This is a genomic window from Chryseobacterium sp. 22543, assembly GCF_052044565.1.
Classification (GTDB): Bacteria; Bacteroidota; Bacteroidia; order Flavobacteriales; family Weeksellaceae; genus Chryseobacterium.
This window is the reverse complement of the sequence record NZ_JBQENH010000004.1, coordinates 322,206-340,672: the sequence shown is the minus strand read 5'-3', so window position 1 is coordinate 340,672 and position 18,467 is coordinate 322,206. Positions and strand designations below refer to the sequence as shown.

Genomic DNA, 18,467 nt, shown 5'->3' with positions numbered 1-18,467 from the left:
AGAAAGAGAGTTTAGATAACTCTCTTTTTTATTTTGACTTTATGACTGATGCATTTTCTAAATCTATGGTAAGAGTATAAGCAGGCGCTGTATCAGATTTACCTATTTTATATTGTATCGTTTTTCTGTCCTTGGACTTAGTTTTGGTAACGTCATAAATATTATCCAGACAACTTTCTATCAGAAATTTCTCATAATTTTTATAATTCCAGTCTTTTGTGAAGTAAAGAACCCGGTATCCTTTTTCGCCTTCGCTGGCACCACATCTTCCACATGCATTAAGATTCGAAGAATGTTCGAAATACAGCAATACCCGGTTCCTGTTTTCTCCCGATGTATAGGAAATCAGTTCATTTCCTCCATATTGATTGATAAAGTCGAATGTATTGATTTTTTTATTATTAGGTAAGATTAGATAGTTGTTGTAGCGGTAAATCATATCATTACTGGTAAAAAGTCTGGCAGGATAAGTTTTTTTATCCAGATAAATATTTCCCTGAATTGTATTTTCTTTAGTTTCGTCCTGATTAAAGCTAATATATTCTTTGGGAGTCAGTAACTGTGCTATTTCATTTGTTTTTTCTACCGTTTGTGGTGACGTGATCTTTTCTTTAAATATTTTGGAATTTATTTTTTGCTGAGCACCAAAGTTATATAATGAGAGTTTACCATAATCATAAACCCCCGTTAGCGGAATTTTCTTCTGATACTTATCGTAATAATACCATCCGTCTACAAAATACTGGTAGAGACTGCAATCTGCAATTCCTGCGAAATGAAGCTGCATAGTAATGGGGACTCCTGCAATTTCTCCTTTGAAAATCTGTGAAGAATCGGTTACTTTCTTTAATTCAACTTTTTGGCAGAGAAAAAATGAGAGGGTTAAAGAAAATAATAAAATAAATATTTTTTTCATGGCGGGTAGTCACTAGTTTTTTAGAGGAAGAAATGGGTGATGGTGTAGATAATAAGCCCGACCAGGCCGCCAACCAGTGTTCCGTTGACCCGGATAAACTGTAGGTCTTTTCCCACTTCCAGTTCCAATTTTTCACTAAGCTCTTTTCCCTGCCAGTTTCCAACAGTTGTACTGATGAGGTTCCCGAATTGGTGGGTGTTTTTCAGAATATATTTATAGGCCGTTACCCGAACCCAATGGTCAATTTTGTTCTGAAGGTTTTCATCTGTCTTTAAATTCTGTGCAAATTCATTCAGGTTTTTAGAAAGATAGTTTTTCAATGCAGAATGCTCTTCCTGAAGCTCTTTCATCAGTGTTTTTTTGATAGAAACCCAGATGTCATTGGAATACTCATCCAGTTTATCATTTTTCAGGAGTCCGTTTTTGATGGTTTTAAATTCTTCATCCCATTTCGGATCCTCTTTCAGATCAACGGAGAATTCATGAATTTTCTGTGTAATCAATCCTCTTACTTCATGCTGAGGATCTTCTTCTATTTCTTTAAAAAAATCAGAAAGTCCGTCGGTAATTTTATCCGCAATTTTATTATCTACAAAAGATGGAATGAATGAATAACTGCCTTTTTTTACACGTTCCTGGATCATTTCATCATTTTCAATGATATATTCTTTGATTTGTTTTGAAAGATTGGTGATGATTCTCTGATGATCATTTTTTTCCAGAATATACCCTATCCCGTTTCCAACTACTTTATTAAGTTTGATATCGTCTGTCATCTCAGACACCTTTTTGCTGATAAACTGGCTTACTGTGGAGTTATCCAGTTTATTGAGAATATCAAGAACAATATCTGAAAGATTTCTAATCAAAATTTCCTGACTTTTTTCCTTTGCCAGCCATTCTCCGACAAAATTGGAAACTTTAAGCTTTTGGATGTAAGGACGTATATTCTGAGGAGAAAGAAAGTTCCCCACTACAAAACTCCCAAGGTTGTCTCCAAGTCTTTGTTTACTGTTTTCAATCAGATTGGTATGAGGGATCGGAAGCCCGAGCGGATGGCGGAATAATGCGGTTACAGCAAACCAGTCAGCAAGAGCTCCTACCATAGCAGCTTCAGCAAAGGCCCGCACATAACCGATCCAATGAGAGTTATTAGACTTCTGTAAAATAGTGGTAACAATGAAAATAACAGCCATCAGAACGAATAATCCTGTAGCAAATGCTTTATATTTTCTCAGTTGTTTTCTTTTTGCTTCGTCATTCATATTCTCAAATTTACTAAATTTGGTTATGAAACCGTTTAATCTTGATAAAAGCTTTTAAACCTCAAAACTTTTGGGGTTAAAGAATGAAATTTACGATGAAATTTTTAGTTTCAATCACCTTATTATTTTTTCTGCAGTCTTGTACGCAGAAATATGAACCTATTAAAACCTCTTCTATGGAAAATACAGAAGCAAAAAACAATCCATACTATTCCAGAACTGATACTGCAAAACTTAATATTTCCAACGAAGAATGGAAAAAAATCCTCGCACCGGATTTATATGCAATTGCCAGGGAAGCAGCAACAGAAAGAGCTTTTACAGGAAAATATAACGAATTTGATGAGTTAGGAGAATATTATTGTGCCGTTTGCGGAAATCACCTGTTCCGTTCTACATCAAAATTTTCCAGCAGCTGCGGCTGGCCAAGTTTTTTTGAAGCTGATAAAGAAGGAGTCTATTATATAAGAGATCAGTCTTATGGAATGGATCGGGTAGAAGTGCTTTGTAAAAGATGCGATTCCCATCTGGGACACGTTTTCGATGACGGTCCAAAACCTACAGGATTAAGATACTGTATGAATTCCGTAAGCCTTGAGTTTGTAGCTGATTCTAAGAAGTAAACATGAAATGAAAGAACCGGAGTTGTTTGAGGAACGTAAACTTGTATGGCTGGCGCTTTCTGATTTATATCTGGATATAGAACTTCAGGAATGGCAATTTCAGTATATGACCGGAATTTTTCTTAAAAGTCCTTTTAGTTTTGAAAAGATTAAAAAGATAGATCAATATGAAATTTTTCCCGTTCTTTTTTCTAATCTGCTGAATCCGGCTGGCGAATGGGCTGGCTTTGAAGAAAAAAGATTAGTTAAAAATATTATGAACTGGATGGAATCCCGAAGTGAGCTGGATATTCTTGCTATCAAATGTATTTATCCAATATATGAACAGGTAAATAGAGATTATTGGAAAAGACTTGAAGAAATCTATCATCAGATAGGTTTCTGACTTTCCAATGGAAGGAAACCTTGAGTGTTTATGAGCCTTGATGTATTTCGAATTCTCAAAAATAAGTGCTTTAATTCACAGAATCAGGACGTTAAAGTTTCTTAAATAGCGTTAAACTTTTTAGAGTTATAACCCCTTGGTAATTATGTTTTTATAATTTTGCCCCACTAATTTGGATTTATATAGTATTGAATGAAAGGATTTTATAGCGTATTAGGCCTTGTTTACATGGTGACGACTTCATTCTACATTTCCCCAAGACTAGCGGCGAAAAGTGAGAATGTAAAAACAACGAAAACTGAAAAAGTAGCTGAAACGAAATCTGAGAAGAGCACAACAGCCGTATCTTCATCAGAAGCATTATACCAATCTATTGCATTTGACCCTGAACACGAATTGAATTATGAAGTGTTCTCAAAAGCATTGACGGGTTATGAAAATTTAAAAAAAGCAGGATTGCTTACCCAAGACTCGCATTTATTGACTATCTGCGATTTTTCTATGTCTTCTAACACAAAAAGACTTTGGATCATTGACCTGGAAGACAAGAAAGTTCTGTTCAACTCTTTAGTGGCACACGGAAAAAATACAGGCGAAGAATTTGCGACGAATTTTTCTAACAGGGAAAGTTCGCTGCAGAGCAGCATGGGATTTTATATTACGGATGCAACCTATCAGGGGGACAACGGATATTCTCTGAAGTTATTGGGAATGGATAAGGGCTTTAATGATGCTGCATACAGAAGAGCAATTGTAATGCATGGTGCGGATTATGTAAGTGATGCATTTGCGGCAATGCACAAAAGAATCGGAAGAAGCTGGGGATGCCCTGCTGTCCCAAGAGAGCTGACACAATCTATAATCAATACGATTAAAGGAAAAAACTGTCTGTTCATCTATTATCCTGATCAGAATTATCTTTCTTCCTCAGAATGGTTGAAAGCGTAAAGATAAAAAGAGCAGTCAGATTTGGCTGCTCTTTTTCTTTTAAAATAGTCCTGCAATTCGAAAATAAGAATTAAATTTATATAAGCCTTTTAGCCTTAAAGTATAACAGAATGATGAATGGACAGCATGAAAATCATAAAAATATAAGTGTAGCTCTGGAAACATTGACAGGATTCATTCCAGCCATAAGACTGATTAATAATCCTGATGGCTCATGTACTTTTGAGAAAGGTAAAATGCCCACCCTTAAACATATCAATGCATCGGTTTTCTGGATGAGTAATGAAACTGAAGAATGGGAAAAAAATGATCATCCAGCGCCCAGAAGGCAATATGTTATTACCATCAAAGGGAATATAAGATTTAAAGTAACAGATGGTACTACATTTATTATTAAACCAGGAATCATCCTTTTAGCTGAAGATCTTAAAGGTGCCGGACACAGCTGGGATATGGTGAAAGGTAAGAAATGGGAGAGACTTTATATCCCGATTTTAGAGAATGAAGGTGACTTTTTCATTCCTGATGATGATTTTATATAACAGTTAAAGATAAGTTAGAATAAAAAATCCCTGTATGATTTCATACAGGGATTCTCAATTATTTTAATTCAAATTAGCTGAATTTCTTGAAAATTAAAGTCGCATTATGCCCTCCGAATCCAAAAGCATTACTTAAAGCATAGGTAATATCTTTTTCTTTTGCTTCTCCAAAGACAATATTGATATCTTGTGGGATATTCTGATCTATACTGTGAAGATTGATCGTTGGCGGAATAATTCCGTTTTGAATCGCTTTAATAGAAATTATGGCTTCTACAGCTCCCGCAGCTCCCAACAGGTGGCCTGTCATGGATTTCGTTGCACTGATATCAAGATTTTTACTTCCTTTAAATAATTTATTAATTCCATTGAGCTCAACCAGATCTCCAAGCGGAGTAGAAGTGGCATGAGGATTAATATAATCAATATCATCTACAGTGATCTTTGCTTCGTTAAGAGCCAGCTGCATTGCTTTGATTGCTCCAACACCGTCGGGATGAGGTGCCGTCATATGATAAGCATCCGCTGTCATGGCTGCACCTACCAGTTCTGCATATATTTTTGCCCCTCTTGCTTTGGCGTGTTCATATTCTTCAAGAATCAATGTTCCTGAGCCTTCACCCATCACGAAACCGTCTCTGTCTGCATCGTAAGGACGGCTGGCTGTTGCAAAATCATCATTTCTTGTAGACATAGCTTTCATAATGGAAAATCCACCGATAGAAGCCGGAGAAATGGCAGCCTCAGAACCACCGCTTACGATCACCTTCGCTTTTCCAAGACGGATATAGTTGAAGGCGTCCATCAAAGCTGTATTTCCGGTTGCACATGCTGAAACTGTTGTATAATTAATTCCCTGAAGACCATATTTCATGGAAATCATTCCCGATGCCATATTGGCAATGAATTTCGGGACAAAGAAAGGATTGAATCTTGGTGTTCCGTCACCAGCTGCAAAGTTCATGACCTCGCTTTCAAAAGTCCACATTCCGCCTTGTCCTGTTCCCCAGATAACACCCACATCAAATGGATCCATGTTTTCCAGTTCAAGTCCGGAATCTTTTAAAGCTTCCGCGGTAGAATACATTGCATATTGTGAAAATAAATCACTTCTTTTGATTTCGTTGTGTGTTAAATGGAGTTTTGGATCAAAATTTTTAACCTCACATGCGAAATGTACTTTAAATTTTTCTGTGTCAAAATGGGTGATTGTATTTGCTCCACTCACTCCGTTGATACTGTTTTGCCAAAATTCTTCGACATTGTTTCCCAAAGGCGTCACCGCGCCAAGACCTGTAATGACAACTCTTTTCATACTTAGTTATTGATTTTGAATAAATTCGAGGTTCCTCTTGCGATTAATCGTGTTTTGTCTGCATTCCATATTTCGCATTGAGCGTTTACGAATTGCTTACCTCTTTTAATGATTTTAGTTTCAGCTACAATATTATCATTTTCTTTTGCAGTTGAAAAATAATCTATGACATTATTTATAGTGGTAATGAAAGAATTTTCATTTAAAGAAAACATGGTGGCGCCAATGATATCATCTATAATTGCTGCGGTAACTCCACCGTGAAGATTTCCTATAGGGTTCAGCCACTCCGGTCTTACTGTATATTGAAATTCCAGTTGGCCTTCTTCAACAGAAAGAACAATAGGGTTGAGCCATTTCATAAAAGGAGATGGGGACTGATCAAATTCTTTTCCGATGAATTGCTGTAATTGTGCTAATCTATCCATACTTTCAACTTTTATTTCTCTAAAATCATGGTTACTCCCTGTCCACGTGCGGCACAAATGGATATAAAACCTTTTCCACTGCCTTTTTCATCAAGTAATTTTGCCAGGGTTGCAATAATTCTTCCACCTGTTGCTGCAAAAGGATGGGCTGCGGCCAGGCTTCCTCCCTTTACATTCAGCTTACTTCTGTCAATCTTACCAAGTGCCTTTTCCAATCCGAATTTTTTGGCAAGCTCTTCATTTTCCCAGATTTTTATGGTAGCTAAAACCTGCGCGGCAAATGCTTCATGGATTTCATAGTAATCGAAATCTGAGAGGTTCATACCTGCTTTTTTCAGCATTCTTTCTGCAGCAAAAACGGGTGCCAGAAGTAAATCCTGTTTATTTTCAACATATTCTATTCCTGCCAGTTCTGAAAAAGTAATATATGCTAAAACAGGAAGATTGTTGGCTTTTGCCCATTCTTCACTGGCCAGTAAAACTGCAGAAGCACCATCGGTAAATGGCGTTGAATTTCCCGCTGTTAAAGTTCCGTTTTGCTTATCAAAAGCAGGTTTTAGCTGTGATAATTTTTCAATACTGCTGTCACGGCGCATATTATTATCTTTATCTAATCCGAAGGCAGGCGTAATCATATCATCAAAGAATCCTTCGTCATAGGCTTTTGCCATATTCTGATGACTTTTTAAAGCCAGTTCGTCCTGTTCTTCTCTCGATATTTTGTAGTATTTAGCAGTAATTTCTGTATGTTCTCCCATTACCAGACCTGTTTTGGGCTCCTGTCCTTTGTAAGGAATAGGCATCCAGTCTTTCAGTTTCGGGCTTAAAAGCTGCTTTATTTTTCCAAATGCTGATTTTTCTTTATTGGCTTTTAAGAGTGCTTTTCTTAATCTGGGAGAAGATTCAAACGGGATGTTGCTCATAGCTTCCACTCCGCATGCAATACCACATTCTATCTGGCCTAGCGCAATTTTATTTCCTATATAAATAGCTGATTCAATGCCCGTGTCACATGCCTGTTGAAGATCACATGCAGGAGTTGCCGGATCAAGAGTAGTATTCATCACGGTTTCTCTGATGAGGTTGCTTTCGGAAATATGCTTAATCACTGCACCGCCGGCAACTTCTCCAAGTCTTTTTCCTTTAAGGTGATAACGATCTATCAATCCGTTCAGAGAAGCGAGCAGCAGATCCTGGTTTCCCTGTTCCGAATAAGCTGTATTCATTCTGGCGAAAGGAATTCTGTTGTATCCTACAATTGCCACTTTTTTTGTTTCCATATTTGTATAATTTATGATGGAAGAATATTGAGTTCATGATCAATCATGTAGATGATTTTATCCAAAGCATGATTTAGAAAACTTTGATCACCCATTGTTTTTGAGAGCAGAATCCCACCTTCAATAAGCATGATGAATAGGGACGCATATTGCTCAGCATTTACTTTTTTATCAATTTCACCCTTCTGTTGTCCCTCCAGAATAGCGGCTGATATTTTGGCCATCCACTGTTCAAAAGATTTTTTAACCTGGTTTTTTAAAGCAGGGAAAGAGTCATCAGCTTCTGTTGCCGCATTCATGATGGGACAGCCTCCGTTTGAGAAAACAAACTTCCAGTTTTTCCGGTAAAAATCTACAAAAGCATGAAGCTTATCCAGGGATTTAGGATATTCATCACTAAAAGAGCGGCTGAGGGTTTTGCCCAGCAATCCGGCATTGTATTTATAGACTTCAATGGCTACTTCATCTTTATTTTCAAAATTTCCGTAAATACTTCCTTTCGTTAATCCGGTTGCCTGAGTAATGTCGGACAGCGATGTGGAAATATAACCCTTTGTATTAAAAAGAGTTGCTGTTTTCTCGATGATATGCTGTTTTGTTTTTTCGGCCTTCGACATTATAAATGGTTAAATACTATACAAATATACAAAAATATACCGCTCGGTATATTTTATTTTAAAATTTACGGATACAGATCTTGTGTGTCTTTAAGTTTTGACTAAAGCCAATAGAATTGTTTTAAAATAAAAAACGGGCTAAAGCCCGTTCCTATTGATGTTGAAATTCATATTTTTATTGCTCCAGAGTAGCATTCAATGTAATTTCAAAGTTGAATGCTGCACTTACAGGGCAACCTTCTTCAGCAATCTTAGCAAATTTCTGGAATTCTTCTTCTGAGATTCCCGGAACTTTAGCAGTTAAAGTCAGTTCAGATTTTGTAATCTTTCCAATATTTGGATCAAGAGTAATTACAGAAGTTGTTTTTAGCTCTTCAGGATTGTACCCTGCCTGTGAAAGCTCTGCATCTAATTTCATGGTGAAACATCCAGCATGAGCTGCTGCCAGCAATTCTTCAGGGTTTGTCCCTACACCATCCGCAAAACGGCTGTTGAAAGAATATTGAGTCTGGTTTAAAGTCGTACTTTGAGTAGTTAAGTGTCCTTTTCCTTCTTTGATGGTACCGTTCCAAACGGCTGTTGCGTTACGTCTCATAATGTTTTGTTTTTGTATTTAATGTTGTTTGATTTTGATATTACAAAGGTATGTCGGTGGTAGGGAGTATTCAATAGATAAAAAGACTTAAATATTGTACTTTTTTCCCGACGAGTAATTTTTTTTAAAATTGGAAGGAGTGTTGCCTGTTTTATTGGTAAAAAGGCGGTTGAAATAGGCCGGATCTTCATATCCAAGATCGTAGGCGATTTCTTTAACAGGTTTATCGGTGTAGAATAGTAACCTTTTTGCTTCTAATAAAATTCTGTTGATGATGAACTGATTGGGAGAATCCAGATTTAAATTTTTAAATTTATGGGTTAAGGTCTTTGGGGCAATGTGAAGCAGGTCTGCATAATCTGCTACATTATGTTTTTCTCTGAAATGTATTTCCAGATGTCTGCTGAAGTCTCTGAAAATATCAAGTTCACTGCCTGGTATTCTGAGTGTTTCATTATCTAAATTCTGTTTTTTCCATTTTCGGGTAGCCCGGATGATAATCTGTTTTACATAGGTTCTGATCATTTCCTCAGCAGACGAATCTTTCCATTCAAGTTCATCCTGAATATTCTGAAACAGATCTTTTATAAGAGTCGCTTCGGAAGGATCAAGCTCTACGAAAGGAATCTCAAATACATTATGGAAGAGAAGTCCATCGCACGCTACTTCCTTATCATGAATCTGAATGCAATAAAAATCACGGTTATAGAAAAGCAGAATAGATTCATCTTTTCCTTTTTGTATGCTTAGATGTTGGTTCGTCAAAAAAAACAGTGAGGGTTTCTTTGTTTTGTAATGATTAAAATCTACCGTAAGTTCGTATCCTGAGGGAATAAAAAATACTTTGATATCAGTTCTGAAATGGTTTCCGTTGAAATTTTCCAGTTTTTCTTCTGAAAATATTTCCAGTCCGAGTCTTTTATAGTGATCTTCAAAAATAAGCTGTTGCGGCATACTTTAACTTTAGTTTAAAGATACAAAAAAGCATGATTTGAGCTGTATTAAATTAATGATACCCAAATTTCTGATGTAAGCCATATGGAATTGGAATAAAATAAATCGGAAATATGTTTTTACATTGATATTATTTTATCATTTTTACAAAGATTTGTATTACGGTCTATATTATTAACCTTTTTTCAAAACTGCCTGCATGAGCGAATTAGAAAATATTCTGAGAGAAATAACTCCACTATCTCCTGAGGACAGTTTTCTTGTGTTTGACAGGATTAAAGCATCATTTGATTTTCCATACCATTATCATCCGGAAATTGAAATCAACTTTATCTACAAAGGAAAAGGATACCGGAGAATGGTTGGAGATCACACCGGAGAAATAGGAAACATTGAGCTGGTTTTAGTAGGACCCAATTTACCACATTGCTGGGCCAATTACAGATGCAAAAACAGGAAAACCCACGAAATCACAATACAATTTAACCAGGATTTCTTTCAACAATCACTGATGGAGAAAAATATTCTGAAACCCATCAACAATCTGATGAAAGATTCCATCAGAGGAATTCTTTTTTCTACGGAAACGGCTGAGAAACTAAAAGATTCGTTTCTCAATCTGTCAAAGATGAACAGCTTTGAATCATTCATAGAAATTATGAAAATTCTGAATGAACTGGCAGTTGCAGAAAACAAAACGCTCTTGTCATCGTATAGTATTGAGCTTGAAACTTTTGCAGATAATGATAAAATGAAGGTCGTTCATGATTTTGTACATAAGAATTTTGAAAATAAAATAACTCTGGACAATGCAGCCTCATTGGTGAATATGAGTAATGTAACGTTCAACAGGTTTATTAAAAAAAGAACCGGAAAGACTTTCATTAATTATCTGAATGAAATAAGAATCAGCTATGCCGCACGGTGGCTGATGGAAAAGAATCTTACCGTTTTTGAAATCGCTTTTGAAGCGGGGTTTAATAATATTGCCAACTTCAATAAGGTATTTAAGTCAATAAAAAAGACAACTCCTACTGAATTTAAAGAACAATTCAAAGGGGTGAAAAAAATCGAATAATACTCATTTAAAATTCATTTTTTCTGTATCATCAGTTCAAAATAAAACACAAAACCGGGTAGTTATATCCGGTTTTATTTTGATAAAAAACTAAGATAAATCCTCTTTTTTTGATAGAAATTAATAAGGTGTATTTTGTTGATATATAAAGGTTTAATGGCTTTTAAATAAAATTGCTGAAAAAATAATATCGTTTTATGATAAAATAGTATTATATCAGACTGGTTACAAAATTTAGATTTGTGAATGTGAATTAAATCTTAACAAAACTTTAAATAATTTAATACATAAACGGCAATTTTTTGCTAAGAAAACAATAATTTTTTTTGTATTGAAAAATAAAGCAATGTAATTGATTCTCAATTAAATCTAACGAATCTATACCTTATGAGAAAAGCAGTTATACCTGTTCTGTTCGTTTTTTCACTTTCTGCGAATGCACAGGAGAAAAAATCGGCCGACACTACGAAGACAAACAGTATTGAGGAGGTCGTAGTCACCTCTTTGGGGATAAAAAGGCAGGCCCGCTCTTTGACGTATTCCAGTCAGCAGATTGGTGGAGATGAGCTTACAGAAGTGAAAACTCCCAATCTATTAAATTCAATCAATGGAAAAGTATCCAACGTACAGATCAACAGAACTAATGGTGTAGGAAGCTCGGTAAGGGTGATTATGAGAGGGAATAAGTCTGTCAACAATGCACAGCCATTATATGTAATTGATGGTATTCCTATTATCAATGGAACAGGAAAATCAGCGGATATCGGTCAGTATTCCAATATGCCGGATCCGGGAGATGTACTGAGTTCTATCAACCCTGATGATATTGAAAGCATCAACTTCCTGAAAGGAGCTTCGGCTTCTGCATTATACGGTTCAGCTGGAGGGAATGGTGCTATTTTGATTACGACTAAAAAAGGACGTGCAGGGAAAAGTTCAATTACTTACAGCTCCAGCCTTACAGTTGACAGAGCTTACAGCCTTCCAAAGCTGCAACATAGTTATTTATCTTATGATCCATCTGTATCTGGATCACAACCAGGACAGGCTGTAGACAGCTGGGGAGCAAAAGGATCCTCCAAGGACTATCTTAAAGATTTTCTGCAGACAGGAACGACATGGGTAAACAGCCTTTCTTTTCAGTCAGGAAATGAGAGATCAACAAGCTATTTCTCCATTGGTAATACAACGAACAAAGGAGTGGTTCCGATGTCTTATTTTGATCAGTACAATGTTTCTTTCAGGAATTCAAGTAAGTTTTTGGATGATAAACTGACATTAGACGCTAACTTTATTGGTTCATTACAGGAAAGTAAGAACAGACAGACTCCCGGAGCTTCTTTTTCTCCTTTGACGAGTTTGTACTGGTTACCGAGAGGAGTAGATTTTGATCAATATGGAGCCGATAATTATTCTTATTTAGACAAAACAAGATTTTTGCCGGCTCAAAACTGGTGGGAAGTAAATCCAGACGGAAGTTTCAAAGGAAATCCGGTAACGCAGAATCCTTACTGGATCTTAAACAGAAACCCTGTTACAGTTAGCAATAAAAATACATACGGAGCTCTATCATTGTCTTACCAGATCAATCCTTGGTTAACAGCGAGAGTAAGAGGAAACTATAGCTGGAATATTTCAGATAGCCAGCGTGATATTGCAGCCTTTTCAGCACCAAGTTTACTGGCTAATGGTACTAATGGTAGAATGCTTAAAAATACGTATGAAAATTCTTCTACTTACGGCGATGTTTTGTTAATAGGTAGTCCTAAAATAAGTGAGTCAATCTCTTTAGATTTTACAGTAGGAGGAAGTATCAATACAACAAGAAATAAAATAGGACAAATTGATAATGCTTATCTGGCAAATCCTAACCTTTTCACTTTGAATAACCTTCAGTGGAATGTAAACAGATCGCCAGGAGATGGGTATCATAATATCTATACGAACATGAAAAAACAGGTACAGTCCGTTTTTGCGAGTGCTTCCGTTGGGTATAAAAATATGTTCTATGTAGATATGACCTTCAGAAACGACTGGGATTCTACTTTGGCATTAACAGGAAGAACAGGCTTTGACTACGAATCTGTAGGTGCTAACGCTATCCTATCTTCTATCTTTAAACTTCCGGAAGTGATTAATTTCTGGAAGGTAAGAGGGTCTTATGCAACTGTTGGTTTGGGATTACCTACCAATATTACTAATGCAATGGTTGAATATAGCAAAGGGTATGTATATGGAGTAGACGCAGGAACAATTGTGTATCCTAAAAGTTCTTTTGCTACAGGTGCTGGTTTTGAAGCATTGCTTCCAAAGCCAGAACTTAACAAAACTTTTGAAGCTGGGACAGAGTTAAGATTGTTGAATAACAAATTAAATTTTGATATTACTTATTATAACTCCAATACCAGTAACCAGTTGTTGGAAACTACAATTCCGTCCTATTTAGGAGGACTGGCACCTGGATCATATTATATCAATGCAGGGAAAATCCGAAATACAGGTTTTGAATCTTCATTATCGTATAAAATATTTGGTTCAGAGAAATTTGGATGGACAACTACATTGAATGCATCAGCTAATAAGAATAAGATTGTTGAATTATTTCCTACAAGTATAAATGTTTCTCAGGAGCTTACTTTCCCATTGACTGGTGGAGGTGATTATACAAAACTTAAACTGGGAGGATCTTTTGGAGATCTTTATGGAATCAAGTTTAAAAGAGATGATCAGGGACGTATTCTTGTGAATGAAAAAGGCGTTCCTTTAGCAGAGGGTATTCCTTCTTATCTAGGAAATCCTAACCCTAAATTTATTATGGGATTCAATAACTCATTTAATATTGGTAAATTGGGAATATCATTCCTTATTGATGGTAAATTTGGAGGTAAAGTTCTTTCTCTTACAGAAAAAGCGAATGATATATATGGGGTAAGCCAGTCGACTGCTGACGCAAGAGACGCAGGAGGTGTATCTATTCCAAATGCAGTCTATGCACCTGGGACACCTAATGCAGGACAAGCTTATACTGGATTGACGAATGCAAAAGATTATTATAAAGCAGTAGGAACAACCGAAGGATTTGGAAAAGGAGTTGATGAAGCTTATCTGTATAGTGCTACAACAATACGTCTACGCCAGGCATCTGTTTCATATATGTTTGATGTCAACTCAAAATATTTGAAAAATGCAACGGTAAGCTTAGTAGGAACCAATTTATTTTTCTTCTATAAAAAAGCACCATTTGATCCGGAACAGGTATCAGGAAATACGCCTGGTGGAGTGGGAGTAGACTCATTCGGTCTGCCGGTTACCAGATCTATCGGATTATCATTAAAAGCTAACTTCTAACTTTTACAATTACGAAAATGAAAATTAATACTATTAAAACATTGGTATTTGGAGCAGCAGTGCTGTTTTCCGCATCAGGATGTACCAATGACTTTGATCAATATAACCAGGAAAAGCTGGGAGGCCCTGAAAATTTTTACGCAGATTTTATCGCCGTTGTTAATCCTATGAAATCTATCCAGAGAGGGCTTCAGGCAGATTATCAGCTGTATCCTAACTTAAGTGCAGATATGTACAGCGGAATGTTCAGTACAGCAACACCATTCAACGGAGGGGTAAATAACCTTACTTATTCTATGATGGACGGGTGGAACAACAGGATTATTGCCAGACAACAGGATATCTTTAACTATTCTATCATTATTGATAATGCCGCCAAAAACAATTATCAAGGAGTTGATTTTACAGGAACATTTGCTGTTAAGAAAATTCTTAAAGTGATTACAGCGGCTAGAGTATCAGATAATCACGGTCCGGTAGTTTACAGTAAATATGAAAAACCGAATCCTAATGGAGTTACTGATTTTGATTCCCAACAGGATGCCTACAATTATTTTATCGCTGACCTTAGTACTGCTATTACAGACTTGCAGAAAGTAATGGCAATGCCGGCGACAAAGAACGTAGAAGATAAAACATCATTGAAAAATGCAGATTTAGTGTATGGAGGAAATATGGCTCAGTGGGCAAAACTGGCAAATTCATTAAAGCTGAGGTTAGCAATGAGAATAAGCTATGCTGATCCTGCAAAATCAAAACAATATGCAGAAGAGGCTTTGGCTTCATCAGCAGGGTTGATTACTGATAACGCAGACAATGCTTTGATCAGTGTAGGACAATCAGAATTGAGCTTCATCATTTATTCATGGGGAGATTGTTTAATAGGTGCACCTTTGATGGCTTATATGAACGGATATAACGATCCAAGACTTCCGGCATATGCTATTCCGGCATCAGATGCTGGTTTACAAGGAAAATATATAGGAATACGCCAGGGGATTGATTTACTAAATGGTAAATCAACGTACGGAGGATTCTCACAACCACAGGCAAAATCTGCCAACGGAGATTATTTTTCCGGTACAGATGGTAAAATGAAATTATTCACTGCTGCAGAAACATGGTTCCTGAAGGCTGAAGCTGCTTTGAGAGGATATGCAGGAGCAGGAGATATTCAAACCAACTATACTACCGGAGTTCAGCAGTCTTTCGGAGAATGGGGAAAAAGTGCCAATGTTGCCACTTATCTTGCTGATACAACTTCTACAGAAGCACCTTATCTTGATCCGAAAAATGCAGACAATAACGTACCTGTTGGAAATCCTCAGTTAAGTACTATCACGATTGCATGGAATAACGGAGATACCAACGAAAGAAAATTAGAAAGAATCATTACTCAAAAATGGCTTTCTCTTTATCCAAACGGACCGGAAGCGTGGGCTGAGCAGAGAAGAACTGGATATCCGATTCTCTTCAAAGTAAGAAAAAATGACAGTGGTGGAGCGATCAGTACAGAAGCCATGATCAGAAGAATTCCTTTTACTATTGATACCAAAACTTCTCTCTATAATTACCAGCAGGCTTCACAGATGCTCAACGGACCTGATACCGGAGGTACTAAGCTATGGTGGGATAAGAAATAAAAAATATTCAGAATCACTCATTAATAAAGAGACATCTCAACATCAGATTTTTATTTGACACATTCATTGAGGCGGGAGAATAGAGTAGAATCTCCAAAAAATTTATAGTTTCGTTTTTTTTAGCCTGAATGAATCTTTGAGATGTTCTCTTTTATTTAGAATCTTATTTTTAAATATGGGAAAAAACAACTCCGGAACCCGTCGGATACAGCCAATTCTTTGGATTTCCACATTGTACTTTGCAATGGGTATACCCTTTGTAACTATTAATGCGGTTTCAGGAATCATGTATAAAGATATGGGAGTTTCGGATTCACAGATCACATTCTGGACAGCCCTTATCCTGTTCTCCTGGACGTTAAAGCCGCTTTGGAGCCCGTTCCTGGAGATCTATAAAACAAAAAAATTCTTTGTTGTTTCTACTCAGTTTGCCATAGGAATTCTGTTTGCATTAGTAGCGCTAAGTCTGCCGATGCATGATTTTTTCAAATACAGTATTGCACTTTTTGCTGTAATAGCATTTTGTGGAGCTACCCATGATGTGGTAGCAGACGGAACGTATATTGGCTTTCTTACCAATAAAGAGCAGGCAAAATATATCGGTTGGCAGGGCGCTTTTTACAATCTGGCGAAGATTATCAGCAGTGGAGCACTCGTTTATTTTGCAGGTATTTTAGAAAAAACAAAAGGCGTTACCAATGCCTGGATGATCATTATGGTGATCTATGCATTACTGTTTTTTGTATTGGCTATCTACCACTATTTCATGCTGCCAAAAGAAAACAAAGAAGAACAGAAAGAAGAGAAAACGGCCGGAAATGTTCGTAAAGAACTGTTGGAAGTGATTACCTCTTTCTTTACCAAAAAGAAGATTCTGTGGTGTATACTCTTCATCATCCTATATCGTTTTGCAGAAGGATTTGCAATCAAAATTGCTCCATTATTTTTTAAAGCTCCAAGAACTTCAGGAGGATTGGGGTTATCCACTTCAGACATCGGACTTGTCTATGGAACTTATGGTTCCGGGGCATTCATTTTAGGTTCTGTTCTGGCGGGATATTTTATCTCAGCCCGTGGACTGAAAAAATCTTTGATCTGGTTATGTTGTGCATTTAATATTCCATTTGTGGTATATGCTTTATTAGCGCATTATCAGCCTTCAGATCTATTGCCTGTGGGAATTGCTGTGGTGGTAGAATATTTCGGCTATGGATTTGGTTTTGTAGGATTAATGCTCTACATGATGCAGCAGATTGCTCCAGGAAAACACAAAACTGCTCATTATGCTTTTGCAACAGGAATTATGAATCTTGGCGTAATGATTCCCGGAATGTTCAGTGGGATGATCAGTGATTGGATCGGATACAAAATGTTCTTTATCTGGGTCCTGATTGCTACGATTCCTGCATTCTTGGCCACTTTATTTGTTCCTTTCCCTTATCCGGAAAATCAGAAAGAACAACAAATCAATTAATAATAATTTAAAAATAAAAAGTAAAAAATACTTTATGACAGCTCAATCAGTAATGATCCCCTGGCAGGATCGCCCGGAAGGTTGCAATGATATCATGTGGAGGTTTTCCGAAAACCCGATCATTAACAGATACGCGATACCAACATCCAACAGTATATTCAACAGCGCAGTAATTCCTTTTGAGGATGGATTTGCAGGGGTATTCCGTTGTGATAACAAGGCAGTACAGATGAATATTTTCGCCGGTTTCAGTAAAGATGGAATCAATTGGGACATCAATCATGATCCTATTGAAATGCAGGCAGGAAATACAGATATGATCGAATCCGATTACAAATACGATCCCCGCGTTACTTTTATAGAAGATCGCTACTGGATTACATGGTGTAACGGATACAATGGTCCTACCATCGGAATTGGATATACTTTTGATTTTAAAGAATTTTTTCAGTGTGAAAATGCCTTTCTTCCCTTCAACAGAAACGGCGTTTTATTCCCTGAAAAAATCAATGGTAAATATGCCATGTTGAGCCGTCCTAGTGATAACGGACATACGCCTTTCGGTGATATTTATATCAGCTACAGCCCTGATATGAAGTACTGGGGAGAGCACCGTTGCGTGATGAAAGTAACTCCTTTTGAAGACAGTGCATGGCAGTGTACAAAAATAGGAGGAGGGCCGGTTCCTATCAAAACAGAAGAAGGATGGCTGCTTTTCTATCATGGAGTGATCAATACCTGCAGAGGATTCAGGTATTCTATGGGAGCCGCTTTGCTTGATCTTGAAGATCCTACAAAAGTATTGTACAGAACGAAGCCTTATCTGTTGGCTCCGGCTGAATTGTATGAACTGACAGGAGATGTACCGAATGTGGTTTTCCCTTGTGCAGCCCTTACAGAAGGTGACAAAGTAACAGTATATTATGGTGCTGCTGATACCGTAGTTGCGATTGCCTTTGGATATATCTCAGAAATCATTGATTTTATGAAAAAGAATTCAATTTAATACAGTAATATAAAGTTTAGGAAAATAGGTTAATCATCTTAATTTTCCCG

The 18,467-nt window shown here is 36.8% G+C and carries 17 protein-coding genes; 9 read left to right on the top strand and 8 right to left on the bottom strand.

Features of this window, described 5'->3' with window-relative positions:
* Window positions 1–28 precede the first annotated feature (28 nt).
* Window positions 29–916 (bottom strand): hypothetical protein, encoded by an 888-nt coding sequence (locus ACTJIP_RS15960; RefSeq protein ID WP_219072054.1) that lies wholly within the window; start codon window positions 914–916, stop codon window positions 29–31.
* 20 nt (window positions 917–936) lie between these two features.
* Complete coding sequence (locus ACTJIP_RS15955; RefSeq protein ID WP_077413422.1) at window positions 937–2,181, bottom strand: DUF445 domain-containing protein; 1,245 nt, start codon at window positions 2,179–2,181, stop codon at window positions 937–939.
* 95 nt (window positions 2,182–2,276) lie between these two features.
* Between ACTJIP_RS15955 and msrB the strand changes: the two genes are divergently transcribed.
* The 4 genes from msrB (at window position 2,277) to ACTJIP_RS15935 (ending at window position 4,679) form a co-directional block, all read left to right on the top strand.
* Entirely contained in the window at window positions 2,277–2,804 is a 528-nt protein-coding gene (gene msrB, locus ACTJIP_RS15950) for a peptide-methionine (R)-S-oxide reductase MsrB (RefSeq protein ID WP_440704832.1), read from the top strand.
* 7 nt (window positions 2,805–2,811) lie between these two features.
* A complete protein-coding gene (locus ACTJIP_RS15945; RefSeq protein WP_440704831.1) occupies window positions 2,812–3,189 on the top strand; it encodes a DUF7079 family protein in 378 nt (125 codons plus the stop codon).
* A 192-nt stretch (window positions 3,190–3,381) separates the two neighbouring features.
* The gene (locus ACTJIP_RS15940; protein WP_077413424.1) at window positions 3,382–4,137 is read left to right on the top strand and encodes a murein L,D-transpeptidase catalytic domain family protein; all 756 of its coding nucleotides are present in this window, start codon (window positions 3,382–3,384) and stop codon (window positions 4,135–4,137) included.
* A 110-nt stretch (window positions 4,138–4,247) separates the two neighbouring features.
* Complete coding sequence (locus tag ACTJIP_RS15935) at window positions 4,248–4,679, top strand: hypothetical protein (protein ID WP_440704830.1); 432 nt, start codon at window positions 4,248–4,250, stop codon at window positions 4,677–4,679.
* 73 nt (window positions 4,680–4,752) lie between these two features.
* Here ACTJIP_RS15935 and fabF read toward each other — a convergent pair whose 3' ends face one another.
* The 6 genes from fabF to ACTJIP_RS15905 form a co-directional block, all read right to left on the bottom strand.
* Entirely contained in the window at window positions 4,753–5,994 is a 1,242-nt protein-coding gene (gene fabF, locus ACTJIP_RS15930; RefSeq protein ID WP_077413425.1) for a beta-ketoacyl-ACP synthase II, read from the bottom strand.
* 2 nt (window positions 5,995–5,996) lie between these two features.
* Window positions 5,997–6,422, bottom strand: a complete 426-nt coding sequence (locus ACTJIP_RS15925; protein WP_180564958.1) for a PaaI family thioesterase — start codon at window positions 6,420–6,422, stop codon at window positions 5,997–5,999.
* Window positions 6,423–6,433: 11 nt separating this feature from the next.
* On the bottom strand, window positions 6,434–7,702 hold the full coding sequence (locus ACTJIP_RS15920) for an acetyl-CoA C-acetyltransferase (protein WP_077413426.1): 1,269 nt from the start codon (window positions 7,700–7,702) through the stop codon (window positions 6,434–6,436).
* 11 nt (window positions 7,703–7,713) lie between these two features.
* Window positions 7,714–8,319, bottom strand: coding sequence for a TetR/AcrR family transcriptional regulator (locus ACTJIP_RS15915; protein WP_077413427.1), 606 nt, complete (start codon window positions 8,317–8,319; stop codon window positions 7,714–7,716).
* A 175-nt stretch (window positions 8,320–8,494) separates the two neighbouring features.
* Window positions 8,495–8,914, bottom strand: coding sequence for an OsmC family protein (locus tag ACTJIP_RS15910; RefSeq protein WP_077413428.1), 420 nt, complete (start codon window positions 8,912–8,914; stop codon window positions 8,495–8,497).
* A gap of 87 nt (window positions 8,915–9,001) precedes the next feature.
* Complete coding sequence (locus ACTJIP_RS15905; RefSeq protein ID WP_077413429.1) at window positions 9,002–9,868, bottom strand: helix-turn-helix domain-containing protein; 867 nt, start codon at window positions 9,866–9,868, stop codon at window positions 9,002–9,004.
* Between the two features lie 199 nt (window positions 9,869–10,067).
* Between ACTJIP_RS15905 and ACTJIP_RS15900 the strand changes: the two genes are divergently transcribed.
* The 5 genes from ACTJIP_RS15900 (at window position 10,068) to ACTJIP_RS15880 (ending at window position 18,417) form a co-directional block, all read left to right on the top strand.
* Window positions 10,068–10,946: an AraC family transcriptional regulator gene (locus ACTJIP_RS15900; RefSeq protein WP_077413430.1), complete on the top strand. Its 879-nt coding sequence runs from the start codon at window positions 10,068–10,070 to the stop codon at window positions 10,944–10,946.
* A 387-nt stretch (window positions 10,947–11,333) separates the two neighbouring features.
* Window positions 11,334–14,294: a SusC/RagA family TonB-linked outer membrane protein gene (locus tag ACTJIP_RS15895; protein WP_077413431.1), complete on the top strand. Its 2,961-nt coding sequence runs from the start codon at window positions 11,334–11,336 to the stop codon at window positions 14,292–14,294.
* A gap of 17 nt (window positions 14,295–14,311) precedes the next feature.
* Window positions 14,312–15,937 (top strand): SusD/RagB family nutrient-binding outer membrane lipoprotein, encoded by a 1,626-nt coding sequence (locus ACTJIP_RS15890; protein WP_077413432.1) that lies wholly within the window; start codon window positions 14,312–14,314, stop codon window positions 15,935–15,937.
* 175 nt (window positions 15,938–16,112) lie between these two features.
* Window positions 16,113–17,411, top strand: coding sequence for an MFS transporter (locus ACTJIP_RS15885; protein ID WP_077413433.1), 1,299 nt, complete (start codon window positions 16,113–16,115; stop codon window positions 17,409–17,411).
* A gap of 34 nt (window positions 17,412–17,445) precedes the next feature.
* A complete protein-coding gene (locus ACTJIP_RS15880; RefSeq protein WP_047376309.1) occupies window positions 17,446–18,417 on the top strand; it encodes a glycoside hydrolase family 130 protein in 972 nt (323 codons plus the stop codon).
* Window positions 18,418–18,467 lie beyond the last annotated feature (50 nt).

Excerpts from the sequence above, each read along its gene's own strand:
- ACTJIP_RS15925 (WP_180564958.1), bottom strand. The coding sequence starts at position 6,422 with ATGGATAGATTAGCACAATTACAGCAATTCATCGGAAAAGAATTTGAT.
- ACTJIP_RS15900 (WP_077413430.1), top strand. The coding sequence starts at position 10,068 with ATGAGCGAATTAGAAAATATTCTGAGAGAAATAACTCCACTATCTCCT.
- ACTJIP_RS15945 (WP_440704831.1), top strand. The coding sequence starts at position 2,812 with ATGAAAGAACCGGAGTTGTTTGAGGAACGTAAACTTGTATGGCTGGCG.
- fabF (WP_077413425.1), bottom strand. The coding sequence starts at position 5,994 with ATGAAAAGAGTTGTCATTACAGGTCTTGGCGCGGTGACGCCTTTGGGA.
- ACTJIP_RS15890 (WP_077413432.1), top strand. The coding sequence starts at position 14,312 with ATGAAAATTAATACTATTAAAACATTGGTATTTGGAGCAGCAGTGCTG.
- ACTJIP_RS15915 (WP_077413427.1), bottom strand. The coding sequence starts at position 8,319 with ATGTCGAAGGCCGAAAAAACAAAACAGCATATCATCGAGAAAACAGCA.
- ACTJIP_RS15880 (WP_047376309.1), top strand. The coding sequence starts at position 17,446 with ATGACAGCTCAATCAGTAATGATCCCCTGGCAGGATCGCCCGGAAGGT.
- ACTJIP_RS15955 (WP_077413422.1), bottom strand. The coding sequence starts at position 2,181 with ATGAATGACGAAGCAAAAAGAAAACAACTGAGAAAATATAAAGCATTT.
- ACTJIP_RS15885 (WP_077413433.1), top strand. The coding sequence starts at position 16,113 with ATGGGAAAAAACAACTCCGGAACCCGTCGGATACAGCCAATTCTTTGG.
- ACTJIP_RS15940 (WP_077413424.1), top strand. The coding sequence starts at position 3,382 with ATGAAAGGATTTTATAGCGTATTAGGCCTTGTTTACATGGTGACGACT.
- ACTJIP_RS15920 (WP_077413426.1), bottom strand. The coding sequence starts at position 7,702 with ATGGAAACAAAAAAAGTGGCAATTGTAGGATACAACAGAATTCCTTTC.
- ACTJIP_RS15905 (WP_077413429.1), bottom strand. The coding sequence starts at position 9,868 with ATGCCGCAACAGCTTATTTTTGAAGATCACTATAAAAGACTCGGACTG.
- ACTJIP_RS15960 (WP_219072054.1), bottom strand. The coding sequence starts at position 916 with ATGAAAAAAATATTTATTTTATTATTTTCTTTAACCCTCTCATTTTTT.
- msrB (WP_440704832.1), top strand. The coding sequence starts at position 2,277 with ATGAAATTTTTAGTTTCAATCACCTTATTATTTTTTCTGCAGTCTTGT.
- ACTJIP_RS15895 (WP_077413431.1), top strand. The coding sequence starts at position 11,334 with ATGAGAAAAGCAGTTATACCTGTTCTGTTCGTTTTTTCACTTTCTGCG.
- ACTJIP_RS15910 (WP_077413428.1), bottom strand. The coding sequence starts at position 8,914 with ATGAGACGTAACGCAACAGCCGTTTGGAACGGTACCATCAAAGAAGGA.
- ACTJIP_RS15935 (WP_440704830.1), top strand. The coding sequence starts at position 4,248 with ATGATGAATGGACAGCATGAAAATCATAAAAATATAAGTGTAGCTCTG.